The organism is Neolewinella litorea, assembly GCF_004803465.1.
Taxonomy (GTDB): Bacteria; Bacteroidota; Bacteroidia; order Chitinophagales; family Saprospiraceae; genus Neolewinella; species Neolewinella litorea.
The window spans coordinates 1,010,218-1,023,524 of record NZ_SRSF01000001.1 but is presented as its reverse complement, the minus strand read 5'-3'; the positions used below and the strand labels follow the sequence as shown (position 1 = coordinate 1,023,524).

At 63.2% G+C, this 13,307-nt stretch carries 13 protein-coding genes; 6 read left to right on the top strand and 7 right to left on the bottom strand.

From position 1 onward, the window contains the following. The first annotated feature begins 97 nt into the window (after window positions 1–97). The 5 genes from E4021_RS04240 (at window position 98) to E4021_RS04220 (ending at window position 5,459) form a co-directional block, all read left to right on the top strand. Window positions 98–949, top strand: a complete 852-nt coding sequence (locus E4021_RS04240; protein ID WP_136456656.1) for an EboA domain-containing protein — start codon at window positions 98–100, stop codon at window positions 947–949. Between the two features lie 92 nt (window positions 950–1,041). After that, window positions 1,042–1,947, top strand: a complete 906-nt coding sequence (locus E4021_RS04235) for a TatD family hydrolase (protein ID WP_136456654.1) — start codon at window positions 1,042–1,044, stop codon at window positions 1,945–1,947. 13 nt (window positions 1,948–1,960) lie between these two features. Further along, on the top strand, window positions 1,961–2,836 hold the full coding sequence (eboC, locus tag E4021_RS04230) for a UbiA-like protein EboC (protein WP_136456652.1): 876 nt from the start codon (window positions 1,961–1,963) through the stop codon (window positions 2,834–2,836). A gap of 55 nt (window positions 2,837–2,891) precedes the next feature. Then, window positions 2,892–4,055, top strand: a complete 1,164-nt coding sequence (eboE, locus tag E4021_RS04225) for a metabolite traffic protein EboE (protein WP_136456650.1) — start codon at window positions 2,892–2,894, stop codon at window positions 4,053–4,055. A 6-nt stretch (window positions 4,056–4,061) separates the two neighbouring features. Beyond that, window positions 4,062–5,459 (top strand): alkaline phosphatase family protein, encoded by a 1,398-nt coding sequence (locus E4021_RS04220; RefSeq protein ID WP_136456648.1) that lies wholly within the window; start codon window positions 4,062–4,064, stop codon window positions 5,457–5,459. On the opposite strand, the gene E4021_RS04215 is transcribed toward E4021_RS04220, so the two are convergent. Genes E4021_RS04215 through E4021_RS04205 form a run of 3 tightly spaced genes read right to left on the bottom strand, consistent with a single transcriptional unit; the run spans window position 5,423 to window position 8,883 of the window. Further along, window positions 5,423–6,301, bottom strand: coding sequence for an endonuclease/exonuclease/phosphatase family protein (locus E4021_RS04215; RefSeq protein ID WP_136456646.1), 879 nt, complete (start codon window positions 6,299–6,301; stop codon window positions 5,423–5,425). The genes E4021_RS04220 and E4021_RS04215 overlap by 37 nt on opposite strands. Window positions 6,302–6,303: 2 nt before the next feature. Beyond that, window positions 6,304–7,362: an oxygen-dependent tRNA uridine(34) hydroxylase TrhO gene (gene trhO / locus E4021_RS04210; RefSeq protein WP_136456644.1), complete on the bottom strand. Its 1,059-nt coding sequence runs from the start codon at window positions 7,360–7,362 to the stop codon at window positions 6,304–6,306. A gap of 21 nt (window positions 7,363–7,383) precedes the next feature. After that, complete coding sequence (locus E4021_RS04205; protein WP_136456642.1) at window positions 7,384–8,883, bottom strand: DUF5691 domain-containing protein; 1,500 nt, start codon at window positions 8,881–8,883, stop codon at window positions 7,384–7,386. An 89-nt stretch (window positions 8,884–8,972) separates the two neighbouring features. Here E4021_RS04205 and E4021_RS04200 point away from each other — a divergent pair, with 89 nt between their 5' ends. Then, a complete protein-coding gene (locus tag E4021_RS04200; RefSeq protein ID WP_136456641.1) occupies window positions 8,973–9,419 on the top strand; it encodes a hypothetical protein in 447 nt (148 codons plus the stop codon). On the opposite strand, the gene E4021_RS04195 is transcribed toward E4021_RS04200, so the two are convergent. From E4021_RS04195 to E4021_RS04180, 4 genes are all read right to left on the bottom strand, one after another. Further along, window positions 9,420–10,001, bottom strand: coding sequence for a hypothetical protein (locus E4021_RS04195; protein WP_136456640.1), 582 nt, complete (start codon window positions 9,999–10,001; stop codon window positions 9,420–9,422). It abuts the gene before it with no gap. A 78-nt stretch (window positions 10,002–10,079) separates the two neighbouring features. Then, a complete protein-coding gene (gene msrA, locus E4021_RS04190) occupies window positions 10,080–10,802 on the bottom strand; it encodes a peptide-methionine (S)-S-oxide reductase MsrA (protein ID WP_246050219.1) in 723 nt (240 codons plus the stop codon). An 84-nt stretch (window positions 10,803–10,886) separates the two neighbouring features. Beyond that, a complete protein-coding gene (gpmI, locus tag E4021_RS04185; RefSeq protein ID WP_136456639.1) occupies window positions 10,887–12,425 on the bottom strand; it encodes a 2,3-bisphosphoglycerate-independent phosphoglycerate mutase in 1,539 nt (512 codons plus the stop codon). A 116-nt stretch (window positions 12,426–12,541) separates the two neighbouring features. Next, window positions 12,542–13,297, bottom strand: a complete 756-nt coding sequence (locus tag E4021_RS04180) for a DUF92 domain-containing protein (protein ID WP_136456638.1) — start codon at window positions 13,295–13,297, stop codon at window positions 12,542–12,544. Window positions 13,298–13,307 lie beyond the last annotated feature (10 nt).

Genomic DNA, 13,307 nt, shown 5'->3' with positions numbered 1-13,307 from the left:
CGCGACGCTGTGCCTTGCCCGCCTTCCATTGCCGGGATGAGGAAACCTTACCGTGGGGCATGCAGTTCCTTCCCCGAGAAAATACCTAGCTTTCGACATGAACGGTACCATCCATCACATCCTGCTCCGCCACCTGTCGCCCGAGGGAAGGCGGTGGCTGGAAGGGAAATTGACTGCTTTGGAGACGGACTTCAAGGCGCGCAGCTTTTACCTGGCCTTTGGGGCCTGTCCGCGCTTCCTGGGTAAGGAAGAACTGCAGTTTACCGAAGCGGAGTACAGTTCGTTCAACGCGATCTATCCCAACTTCGCCGCTACCCCCTGGACCGCCGACGAACTCGGGCGCATCCTGCTGATGTGCGCCCTTCCGCCCTCCGACAACCGGGCGGTTCTGGACGAACTATTCACCACCGCCGATTACCGGGAGCTGATGGCGCTGTACCGCGGACTGTACTTCCTGAGCAACGCCGCGGAATTTCCCGGCCGCGCCCGCGAAGGACTGCGCACGAATATGGTGGGCGTATTCGATGCCATCGCTCTGGACAATCCCTATCCCGCCCGCTACCTCTCGGAAGACGCCTGGAACCAGATGGTGCTCAAGGCCATGTTCATGCAGCGGCCCATGTACCGCATCTACCGCATCGAGGAGCGCAAGAACGAACGGCTGGCCGATATTTTCCTCGACTACGCCGAGGAGCGGTGGTCGGCCCACCGGCCGGTAAGTCCGGAACTGTGGCGCTTCGTAGACGGCTTCGTCAACGAGCGATCGCTGCCGGCACTGCAAAAGACCCTCCTCGAAGGCGATGAACTCGAACAGCTCGCCGCCGCCCGGGCCCTTTCCGATAGCAAGTACCCCCCGGCGCGCGAATGGTTAAAGGAGCAGCAGTTGTCTACCACCGACCTTCCCGCCTGGAACACCATCGGCCGGCGGCAGGAGCGGCGCGCTACCTGATCCTCCTTACTTTACGCACCAGATTTTTTTGGTTTTCGGGCCGGTTCCCGAATTTCCGAGCCGATACCCCTTCCACTAAACACCCAGCAGCTATGCAATTTATCGACCCCCACGTACATATGGTTTCCCGCACCACGGACGACTACGAAGCCATGCGCGCGGCCGGTATCGTCGCGCTCATCGAACCCGCCTTCTGGCTCGGACAGCCCCGCACCGCCGCGGGCTCCTTCCGCGACTACTTCAGCACCCTCGTCGGCTGGGAACGCTTCCGCTCCTCCCAGTTCGGCATCCGCCACTACTGCACCATCGGCCTGAACTCCAAGGAAGCCAACAACGAAGCCCTGGCCGAGGAGGTGATGGACCTGCTGCCCCTCTACGCCACCAAGGAGGGCGTGGTCGCCATCGGCGAGATCGGGTACGACGACCAGACTGAGGCCGAAGACAAGTACTTCCGCCAGCAGATCGAACTGGCCAAGGAACTCGACCTGCCCATCCTGATCCACACGCCGCACCGCGACAAAAAGAACGGGACCTACCGGAGTATGGATGTACTCGAGGAGCACGGCTGCGACCCCACCAAGGTCATTATCGACCACTGCAATGAGGAAACCGCCCAGGAGGTGCTCGACCGGGGCTACTGGACCGCCTTCACCATCTATCCCGGCACCAAGATGGGTAACGAACGCATGGTTGACCTTATGAAGCACTACGGCCCGGAGCGCATCATCGTCGACAGCTCCGCCGACTGGGGCATCAGCGACCCGCTCTCCGTACCCAAAACCGCCGCCCTTATGCTGGAGCGCGGCATCTCCGAGGAGGATGTCCGCAAGGTCACCTACCAGAACGCCCTTACCGCGTACTCGCAGAGCGGACAAATGAAGGAAAGCGACTGGCTCGACGCACCGGAGATTGACCGCAGCCAGCTCTTCAGTGGCAACAGCGTGCTACGCAACGGGCGCCGCACCACCTCCGCCGGAGACAACATCATCGAAAATTAAAGCCTCCCGGCCCGTGTCACTACGCCCCTACCTTACCCTCCTCCGACCCGCCAACCTGGTCACCGCCGTGGCCGACATCCTAGCCGGCGCGAGCGTAGCCGCTGCCCTCGAAGGCAGCTGGAGCGAAGCCCTGGGCTGGCTCTGTGTGTCGACCCTCGGGCTGTACGGCGGGGGCGTTGTTTTCAACGACGTATTTGACCTGGACCTCGACCGCGTAGAGCGACCGGAACGCGCCCTGCCCAGCGGCAAGGTATCCCTGACGTCCGCTATCCTTTTGGGCGGACTGCTCCTCCTCGGTGGAGTAGGGGTTGCCGCATTCGCCGGTACCTCGAGTGCCGCCATAGCCCTGGCCGTAGCCTTGCTGACGCTGCTCTACAACGGTTGGGCCAAGCACCAGGCCTTCTTTGGTCCGCTCGTCATGGGGATGTGCCGGGGCGGCAACTTGCTCCTTGGTATCAGTCTGAGTGCCGCGGCGCTCGACATCTTCTGGTGGCTGAGCTTCCTGCCGGTGGTCTTCATCGGGGCGATCACCCTGACCAGCCGCGGCGAGGTTGGCGGCCAGAACCGCTCTTCCATTCAACTGGCCTTGGGACTCGATACCGCCGTGGCCGTGGCCCTGCTGCTGCTCAGCCGTTGGACGGTCTTCGAATTCTGGCCCGCTCTGCCGTTCCTGCTGCTCTGGTACGGCATGAACCTGCGGGCCAAGGTGGGGGCCATCCGCGACAACCGCCCCCCTACGATTAAGAATGCCGTCAAGACCGGCGTGATTTCCCTCATTCCCCTCAATGCCTGTCTGGCCGCGGGATTCATGGGCTTGCCCGCCGGACTGGTCGTGCTGGCCCTGCTACCCGTGTCTTACGGTCTGGCGCGCTACTTTGCCGTGACCTGAAACCACCCCTCCCGGCGGTTCACCCTACCCACTTTTGCACCCGCGTCCGCGCCCTATGAAGATTGCACCCGACCATCACCTGACCTACTGTACGAACATTCACCCCGGCGAAAGCTGGGCGGAGGTGCGGCACAGCCTGCGCCACGTGCTGGAAGTAAAGCGTAAATCCTGCCCGGACCAACCCTTCGGTATCGGGCTGCGGCTGTCGGGACGCGCGGCGAGCGAACTGGCCGAACCCCGCAACCTCAAGGCCTTCCGGCGGTGGCTCGATGAGCACGACTGCTACGTTTTTACCATGAACGGATTCCCCTACGGCGGCTTCCACGGGGAGCGGGTTAAGGACGAGGTGCACGCTCCCGACTGGTCGACCCGCGAGCGCTTGGTCTACACCAAACTCCTGTTCGACATCCTGGCTGCCCTGCTCCCGGAAGGGATGGACGGCGGCGTTTCAACTTCACCGCTCTCCTACAAACCCTGGCACGCACCGGTGGGCGGCGGCGCGCGGGTGCCCGGCTACGAACGGATGGAGCAACATATCCTGGAGGTGATCGACCACCTCGCCGCCATACGCCAGCGCACGGGGCTCGACCTGCACCTCGACGTGGAACCGGAGCCCGACGGTCTGCTCGAGAACAGCGGGGAATTTCTTGATTTCTACCGCCGCCTGGCCCGGGGCGGCCGGGAGGCGGACGTCCGTCGGCACCTAGCCATTTGCTACGACGTCTGTCACTTCGCGGTAGCCTTTGAGGAGCCGGCCGAAGCCCTGCACGCCTTGCTCGATGAGGGCGTACGGATCGGGCGATTGCAGATCAGCGCCGCCCTGCGGGCCGACCTGACGGGCGACCGCGAATCAGTCCGCGCAAGCCTGCGGCCCTACGACGAACCCGTCTACCTGCACCAGGCGGCCCTGCTGCGGGACGACGGCCGCATCGACCGCTTCCCCGATCTGGCACCGGCCCTGGACGTGCTGGATGACCCGGCTTACCGCAGCCTGCGGACGCACTTCCATGTGCCCATCTACGCCAACAGTTACGGACTGCTGCACTCTACCAACGACACCATCCGGGAGACGCTGCGGCTGTGGCAGGCCGAGCCCTTCACCAACCACCTGGAGGTGGAAACCTACACCTGGGACGTGCTGCCCGATCACCAGCGGCTTGGGCTCACCGATTCCATTCACCGCGAACTCGACTGGGTACGCCGCCAACTTCAAGACTAACCGACCATGCGCCCCACTGCCATCCTCAACATCGTAGGACTCACCGCTAACCTAATCGGTCCGGATACCCCCTTTCTGTCGCGGTGGTCGGCCAACCGCCGAATCACCACCGTGCGGCCCGCCCTGCCCGCGGTGACCACGACCGCGCAAACGAGCTACCTCACTGGCAAATATCCCCGAGACCACGGGATCGTGGCTAACGGCTGGTTGTTTCGCGACGAAATGGAACTGAAGCTGTGGAGACAGTCGAATCACCTGGTGCAGTCGCCCAAGATCTGGGAGGTAGCCCGCGAGCGCGATCCCAATTTCACGGTAGCCAATATCTGCTGGTGGTACGCCATGTACGCTTCGGTCGACTACACCGTGACGCCGCGCCCCCAGTACCTCGCCGACGGTCGCAAGATGCCCGACTGCTACACCTTCCCCATGGAATTGCGGCACCGCCTGACGCAGGAGCTGGGTACCTTCCCGCTGTTCTCGTTTTGGGGCCCCCGGACCAACATCGTCAGCAGCCAGTGGATCGCCGACGCCGCCCGCCTGGTGCACGAGTGGCACCGGCCCACGATGAACCTGGTCTACCTGCCCCACCTCGACTACAACCTCCAGCGGCACGGCACCGACCACCCCTCGGTGCGGCAGGACCTGCGGGAAATCGACGGCGTGGTGGAAAAGCTGATCAACTACTACGAAGCCAACGGCGTGGAGGTCTGCGTGCTCTCCGAATACGGCATCACCAACGTCGACCGGCCGGTACCCATCAACCGGCGGCTGCGGGAGGCCGGTCTGATCAGCGTGCGGGAAGAACGCGGGACCGAGCTGCTTGACGTCGGCACCTGCCGCGCCGTCGCCCTCTGCGACCACCAGATCGCCCACATTTACATCCAGGACCCGGCCGACATCCCCCTCGTCCGCGACCTGCTCAAGGACGAACCCGGCATCGAATTGCTGCTGGACGAGCACGGGAAGCGGGAATACAAAATCGACCACGAGCGGGCCGGGGAACTGGTAGCGGTGGCCGACGACCGCAGCTGGTTCAGCTACTACTACTGGCTGGACGATGCGCGGGCACCCGATTACGCACGCACCGTCGATATCCACAAGAAGCCTGGGTATGACCCAGTCGAGATGTTCCTCGATCCCGACAAGAAGCTCATGATCCCCCGCATCGGACTAAAGGTGGTAGGCAAAAAACTGGGCTTCCGGACGCTGATGGACGTAGTGCCGCTGCGCCCGGAACTGGTGAAGGGATCCCACGGCCGGCTGGGCGCGCCGGACGGCGACCTGCCTGTATTTATCAGCCGGCAGGAAAAGCCGGAAAAGCTAAACGCGCCGGAAGTCTTCAATTACCTACTGAAAGGTATCTTCGGTCAGGGCAGCACGACCTCGGCCACCACCGGGAAGTGATCGGAGGGGAAGCGCCGGTTGACGGCGTCGGTGAGGGTGGCAAACCGCAGGACCTCAACGCCCGGTGAGACCATGATGTAGTCGATGCGCCGCTCCGCCGGGGCGTCGTAGTCGAAGCCGGTAAAGGTTCCCTCGGGCCCCAGGCGAACGGGGGAGACCGCGTAGGCATCCCTCAGATAGCCGGTGAGGATTCCAATGGCCTCGGTGTCCGGGGTCAGGTTGAGGTCGCCGGTCACCACCACGGGGAGGCGGTCGCGGTTGAGCTGACTGATCATGTTGACCAGCAACTTGGCGCTTTCCAGGCGCGCCTGTTCGCCGCGGTGGTCGAAGTGGGTGTTAAAGGCTATGAATGACTCGCGGGTATCCAGCCTCCGCAGTCGGGCCCAGGTCACGACGCGGGGCAGGGCGGCATCCCAGCCGGTGGAGACCCGTCCGGACGTGGGGGATAGCCAGAAAGTTCCACTGTCTTCCAGCCGAAGCTTGCGCTTGTCGTAAAAGAGGGCGGAATACTCCCCCTCATCACCTCCGTCCCTGCCCTCACCGACGTAGTCGTAATCGTCCAGCTGCCGGCGCAGATAGCCCAGCTGATTGGGAAGTACTTCCTGGGTGCCGATGACGTGGGGGTGGTGGAAAAGCACCTGACTCACCAGCAGGTCACGGCGGTTCTCCCAGCGGTTGCGGCCGTCGTCGGGGGAGTCGTAGCGGACGTTGTACGACATGACCCGCAGGGGATTGTCTTCGGGACCGGAGCCCCGCCCACCGGAAAAGGGTACGCAGGACGAGAACAGGAAAAGCAGGATAGCAGTCGCGGCCACTGACCGCAGGGAAATCTTAAGCGTCATATCTAGTGAATGCCGGCGCCGCCCTCCGGTTCGCTGCGGGGCGGCATTGCCTTGCCGTATCGCTGTCCGTTGAAGGTACGACCCGGCGCCAGTCGGGCACGCTCTTCCTCCGGCAGCCGATTGAAATCGCGGCACTCCTCCGAGCAGCAGTCCGCATAGTCCGCGGCACAGTCTTCGCACTGGATGAAGAGGATGTGGCAGGCGGTATTGGCGCAATCGAGTTGGCGGTCGCTCGGCCGGCCGCACTGGTGGCAGCGGCTAACGATGTCCTCGGTAATCCGCTCGCCGAGCCGCTCGTCGAAAACGAAGTTCTTGCCGATGTACTTCTTTTCCAGCCCCTGGGCCTCGCACTGCCGGGCGTATTCGATGATGCCGCCGTCGACCATACTCACCCGCTCGAAGCCCCGGTGCAGGTAGTAGGCGCTGGCCTTCTCGCAGCGGATTCCCCCGGTGCAGTACATCACGATTTCCTTGTCCTTCTGGTCTTCCAGCAGGTCCTCCACCACCGGCAGGATGTCGCGAAAATTGGTTACCGCCGGACGGATGGCCCCCTCGAAGTAGCCCACCTCGCTTTCGTAGTGGTTGCGCATGTCGACCACGATGGTGTCTTCCCGGTCGAGTAGTTCGTTTACCTCACGGGCGTTGAGGTGGCGACCGCGCTTGGTCACGTCAAAGGTCTTGTCGTCGAGCCCGTCGGCCACGATCTTAGGGCGCACCTTGATGATCAATTTCAGGAAGGAGCGTGCCTCGGCTTCGATGGCGATGTTGAGCCGGGTCCCTTCCAGGAAGGGCACGCTGTACAGTGCTTCGCGGAAGGCATCGAGATGAGATGAAGGGACGGAAAGCTGCCCGTTCATGCCCTCGGTGGCTACGTAGATGCGCCCCAGTACCCCGAGGGGTTCCCAGCGCGCGTAGCAGTCGTCGCGAAAGGCCTGCGGGTCGTCGATACGGGCATAGCGGTAGAACGACAGGGTGATCCGGGGCTCCGTTTCGGCGTCGAGACGGGCCTGGAGTACCTCGCGGGGCAGCAGGTTGCGGAGTTCGTGTTGTTTACGGTCCATACGCGGCCGCAAATATACGCATCACGGCTGGCGCAACTGCCGTCGGAAGGAGGTAGTCTGCAGCATCTGGGTTGCCAGTTTGCCGAATGCATCGGGCCGTTCGGCCGTAGTGTGGAGTTGTTGCCGCAGCCAGGGGAATACTTCGGGATCCAGCAGCGGGATGGACTGCTGCCAGTGCAGTCCGAGGTCACGTTGGGTCGTATAATCCAGTTGCCGGTTGTGCAGGTCGTCGAGCAGGCGGCGCACCATCGCTTTGGTGAGTCGCTCGTTCCACGCAGTTGGGCGTTGGAGGGCCAGAAATCGGGGCAGTCCGCGCAGGCGAAGTGCGTCGTCGCGCCGCGTGAGTAACTCTTCGTACAGTTCCTCAAATTCCGTCGCTGTCAACTGCCGGATCAGGTCAGCGGCCACCTCGCGTGGGAACTGCTGCGGCTCCTCGTGCAGCAGGTAGCGCAGGAAGGCCGTACGCGTTTCCGGGTCGCCGTAATCACTGATGGCCCGACCCGCTTCACGCAGTTCGAGCACGGGTAGGCCGGCCCAGAAAGCGGACAGGGCCTGGCCGCTTACCTCGATCCAGGCCGGTGGAGGCATAATTTGCAGCAGCCGCTGCCGGATGGTCTGCGGGGCCTTTACACCTCCGTATGCCTTCAGAATCCCCCGATCCTGGCTATCCAGCGTGTTGCCCTTTCGACCCTCGTCGGCTGAACAGACCGATCGGGCGATCCGCAAAAAGTCCTCCCGGGCCGCCGGTTCTCCACTCTGCAGGAGCAGGGCCGCCAGCGTCCGGCGCACGCCTTTGCGTTTGGGAACCAGGGACTCGCGCAGCCATGGCCAGTCTGCTTCGGAAAGGTTTGTCCGCAGGCCCTCTACCGTAATTTCCTGGCTGCGCGGGCTTAGATTGCCCCAACTACGGGCGAGGGCCTCGCGGGCGGCGGCGGGGTCCGCGCGGCGCCAGCGCGCCAGGAGGGTTGCCAGTTTTCCGGGTTGGTCTTCGCGGCGCCAGGCGGCGGGGTAGTCAAAGTTCGGTCCCAGCGGTGCCCAGTCGGGATGTTGGGCGGCCAGCCAGGGTCCGCGGTTGCCGGTTGCGCGCATCCAGCGGGCCGCGCGTTCGGGTTCTTCATCAAGTACGGCGGCGGCGCGCGGGAGCAGGGCCGGCAGAAGGGCATGGGGGAGGTAGGCACCGGCAGCCAGCAGCAGGTTGATCCCCTCGTCCAACAATTGCGCGTAGGTCCCTTCCAGCATCAGTTGCAGGCCGCGGGCCAGTCGGGGGGTGGGGGCGGCCAGGGTCTCCGGCGGCGCGATGGCCGTGGTGGTGGGAAGCTCACCAAGGGGGCGGTCGCGAACGCGCTCTGACCGCTCTACCAGCGCCCAGGCCGCGAGCAACTGTTCGGGGGCGTCGGCCACCGGATCGATTGCCCCACGCTCGTCGAGCCATTTCATCACCGCCGGATCGAGGGAGCGGCGGGCGGTGCCCAGGGTGAGGGCGTGTAGCAGTTCACGGTAGGGGGGTGGTGGGGCGGCCATCTGAACGCAAGGTAAGCCCGACGTCAGAACCGCCCTGAACCTTCCCAGCGCAATTTCCTTTATTTTCCCGTGCCTATTCCTCCCCGCCAATGAAGACTATCCTGCTTTCCCTGCTTCTGCTGCCCGTCTGCCTGACCGCCCAACCGGCACTGGACGGACTCTGGGAAGGCACCATGACGGTGGGGGGGATCTATTCCGACAAGACGCTGCCCATGCAACTCTACATCACCGTCGAGGGGCAACGGGTCACGGGGCGCAGTTACGTCACCCTGCCCGACGGCAATATTTTGCGCATGGACCTGCAAGGCTACCTCTACCACGACCGCTCGATGGCGCTGGCGGAGGTGAATTTCGTCGGAGACCCGGAAAACAAGATCATCCCCGAATTCAACCGGCAGTACCAGATCGTCTATAAACCGGACCTGTGGGACAGCACCCTGAAAGGCTTCTGGCAAGAGGTTTCCCCGGAAGCGCTGAGCCCCGACCGCCGCCTTGGCCGGATCGTGCTGCGCAAGCACAAGGACGAGCGCGCCTGATCAGTACACCCTGCGTACTTCAGTCTGTAGCAGGCCCTCCACCGCTTCGTGGATGCGGCGCGGCTTCTGCGGCCGCCAGGTGAGGTGATTGAGGTACTCCCCGTAGCGGACGAAGCGGTCCAGCCCCGAGCCGGTCATTTCGTCGGCTACGTGTTCGTGCACGTTCAGCAGCGCGATCCAACCCCCGTTATCCACCACCTCCTGGTACCACTCTTCGTAGTAATCATCGGTGTCGGAGTGGAAGTTGAGCACGCCCTCCATAATGAGGATATACTGGGTGATGCCCTCCGCCATCAGGTAATCGATAACCTCCCGCTTCAGGAACATGACATCGTTGTGGAGCGCGTCGTTCCATTCCCCGATGAGTTCGATGATCGCGTAGCGTTCATCGTAGTCGACAAAGAGGATTTTCAGGTACAGCGTCTCGGATCCGAACTCATCCCACTGCGGGTGCAGCAGGTAGTTGTATACGCGGTTGCTGTAGCTGAATTCACTGTAGCGGCGCCCGTAAAAAGGGGAAGCGGCGTCGTCTTCTGCGCGGTAGTTGTCGCGCCATTGGAAGTGGGGCTCGATATCGTGCATGGGGCAGTGGATTTGGGGTGGAGTACCGGGCGGCGGCGAAACACCAGGAGGCGGTTACCTCACCGGCGCTGGTAGGGTCTACTGCCTGTATTCCGGCTTGAGGATGTCACTGAACTCCTTCATCACCTTCTCCACCTTGGGGCGGCTCACGCTCTGTACGTAGCCCTGGTTGGGATTGGTGGGATCCTCGTAGTAGTTCTGGTGGTAGGCTTCGGCCACGTAGAAGGTACCGTAATCCTCGATGGTCGTGGCGATCTCCTGGTCGAATTTCCCGCTGCCGTTGAGCTTGGCAATCTTGGCCTCGGCCTGCTGCCGCTGCTCGTCGTTGAGGGGGAAGATGGCCGAGCGGTACTGGGTACCTATGTCCGGGCCCTGCCGGTCCACCTGGGTGGGGTCGTGCGCCACGAAGAAGATATCCAGCAACTTGTCGTAGGTGATCTCGTTCGGGTCGTAGTAGACCACGATGGCCTCGGCGTATTCCGTTTGTCCGCTGCTCACCTGCTTGTAGGTCGGATTGTCGGCCGTACCGCCCGCGTAACCGCTGTATACGTCCTCCACGCCCTGGATCCGGGTGAATGAGGCCTCCGTACACCAAAAGCAGCCCCCGGCGAAGTAGGCCTTCTCGGCGTCGGGGTACTTCGCGTCAAGCTCCTCAATGGTGATCCCGCCGGCCAGTTGGGCATCGCTGGCGGTGGCGGCGGCCGGCGTGGTTTCCGAGGTGGTGGTACCGACGCTATTGCGCTGGCTGTCGCAGGCGGCCAGACTGAGGGCCATGAGAAGAGGGAGAAGGAGGTAGTTCATGTGTCTTATACAATAGGTACTTCCCTCAAACAAGCAGATCCGGTATAGGTTAAGCCCCCACCGGGTTGTGTCGGCCGGAAACGATTACAGGAATAAACTTTGTCCGGTCATCTCCCTGGGTTGGGGTATGCCCAGCAGCTGCAGCAGGGTAGGGGCCACGTCGCCCAGTTTTCCGTTGCCGCGAAACAGTAATTCATCGGCGGCCTCACCCACGTATACCACCGGTACCGGATTGGTGGTGTGCGCGGTGTTGGGGCTGCCGTCCTCGTTGATCATCACGTCCGAATTGCCGTGGTCGGCGATCACCAGTGCGTGGTAGCCGTGGGTCACGGCCGTAGCCAACAATCGGCCCAGACATTCGTCCACCGCTTCGGCGGCCCGGATGGCGGCCTCCCACACGCCGGTATGCCCTACCATGTCGGTGTTGGCGTAGTTAAGACAGATGAAGTCCGGGGCGTTCTCCTCGATGTCCCGTACGATGGCGTCGGTCACCCCGTACACGCTCATTTCCGGCTTCAGGTCGTAGGTTTCTACGTCGCGCGGACTGTCGATCAGGATGCGGCGCTCGCCCGGGAAGGCGTCCTCCTGTCCGCCACTGAAGAAGAAAGTAACGTGGGCGTACTTCTCCGTTTCCGCGATGCGCACCTGCGTTTTTCCGGCTTCGCTGACTACCTGTCCCATGGTCTTGGTCAGGTCGTCTGGCGTGAACAGCACCCGTACGTTCTCGAACTTCTCGTCGTACTGGGTCATGCAGATGTAGTGCAGGTCGCGGAAGCGGTACATTTTTTGTTCCGGGAAGTCCTCCTGGGTGAGGGCCCGCGTGATCTGCCGCGGCCGGTCGGTGCGGAAGTTGAAGCAGAGCACCACGTCGCCTTCCTCGATCTTTGCGACCGGTTGATCGTCGGCATCGGTGAGCACGATCGGCTTCAGGAACTCATCCGTAGTGCCGGCCTCGTAATGGCGCTGCACGGTGTCGAGTATGTCGCGCGTCCGCTCTCCCTGCGCGTTGACCATCGCGTGGTAAGCCTCCGCAATCCGTTCCCAGCGGGTATCCCGGTCCATGCCGTAGAAGCGGCCGGTAACGGTGGCCAAGCGCGCGGGCTGGAATTTGATGTGTTCCAGCAGGGTCTGCAGGTAGCCCTTGCCGGAGGTAGGGGCCACGTCGCGGCCGTCGGTGAAGGCATGTATGTATACCTTCTCGTTCCCCGCCTCGTTGGCCACGTCGCAGAGGTGCAGCAGGTGCTTGAGGTGGCTGTGTACGCCGCCGTCGCTGAGCAGGCCCATCAGGTGCACTGCCTTGCCGTTTTCGCGGGCGTAGCGCAGTTCTTCCTGCAGGATATCGAGTTGCCGCAGTTCACCGTCGCGGATGGCCTTGTTGATGCGCGCGAAACTCTGGTATACTACCCGCCCGGCGCCGATATTGAGGTGGCCCACTTCGGAGTTGCCCATCTGTCCTTCGGGCAGTCCCACCTCTTCTCCGTAGGTGACGAGGGTGGCGTGCGGGTTAGACTTGAAAATGCGGTCGAAGTGCGGCGTTTCGGCCTGCGCCAGGGCGTCGGCTTCGGGGCGCTGACCGAGTCCCCATCCGTCGAGGATGACCAGCAGTGTTTTGGCGGCTTTCATTACGTATCGATATTTGCCGCGAAGGTAACCGCTTTGCCGGGGTCGCGGGTGCCGTAGCGGACAGCCAGTGCCGGGGAGGGTGGTTTAGCTACTGGATGACTAGCACCGTACCTGACCTACAGCAGCATGCAGCCGGCAACGGTGGTAGCACCGGCGATCGCCAGCAGGTTGACGAGGTCGTTGGTCATCCACGCCCGCCCGGCCACTAGCTGCGCCCCGGGCACCTCGCGGTCGCTGAGTCCACCATCCTCATGTCGGTACCGCGCCTGCAGGCCGGCACCCAACACGGAATCAACCACCATCCCGCAGAAACCAAAGGCGGCAACCCAGGCTCCTGCCCCCCAGGAAAACCCCTCCAAAACCACGAAACCCAGCAGGGCGATCAGTATGGCACCCGCGGCCCCGCCCACGGTTCCCGCCACGCTAACGCCACCGCTCAGGCCCGGGGGTACCTCCCGCAGCCGTAGGATGTCCAGTGTAGGTTGCCGAAAGTACTTGCCCACCGCGCTGGCCCAGGTATCGGAGGTAGCCACGGCAGCAGCCACCAGCAGCAATTTGGGATCCCAACCCCAGAGGGCCACCAGACCGTAGATCCCACCGTTGCAGAACACTTGCACGGCATCGCGGGGCTGCCGGTCCTTGACGTCACCGGAGATTCCCCGGGCCGGCAGGAGTCGGTCGATCAGCGTACTGCTGGCGAAGAAAGCGAACAGGGGCAGCAGCCACCGGGGGCCGGCGGTGAACACCACCGTCAAACCCAGGACCACCGCGGCCAGGGCACCACTCGTGGAGAGGCTACCCCGCCGTACGGTGAGCACGCCGAAAGCGGTGGCCAGCAGCAGCCAGCAGAGAATTGCGGTAAGATCCCCCATATCGGGGGCG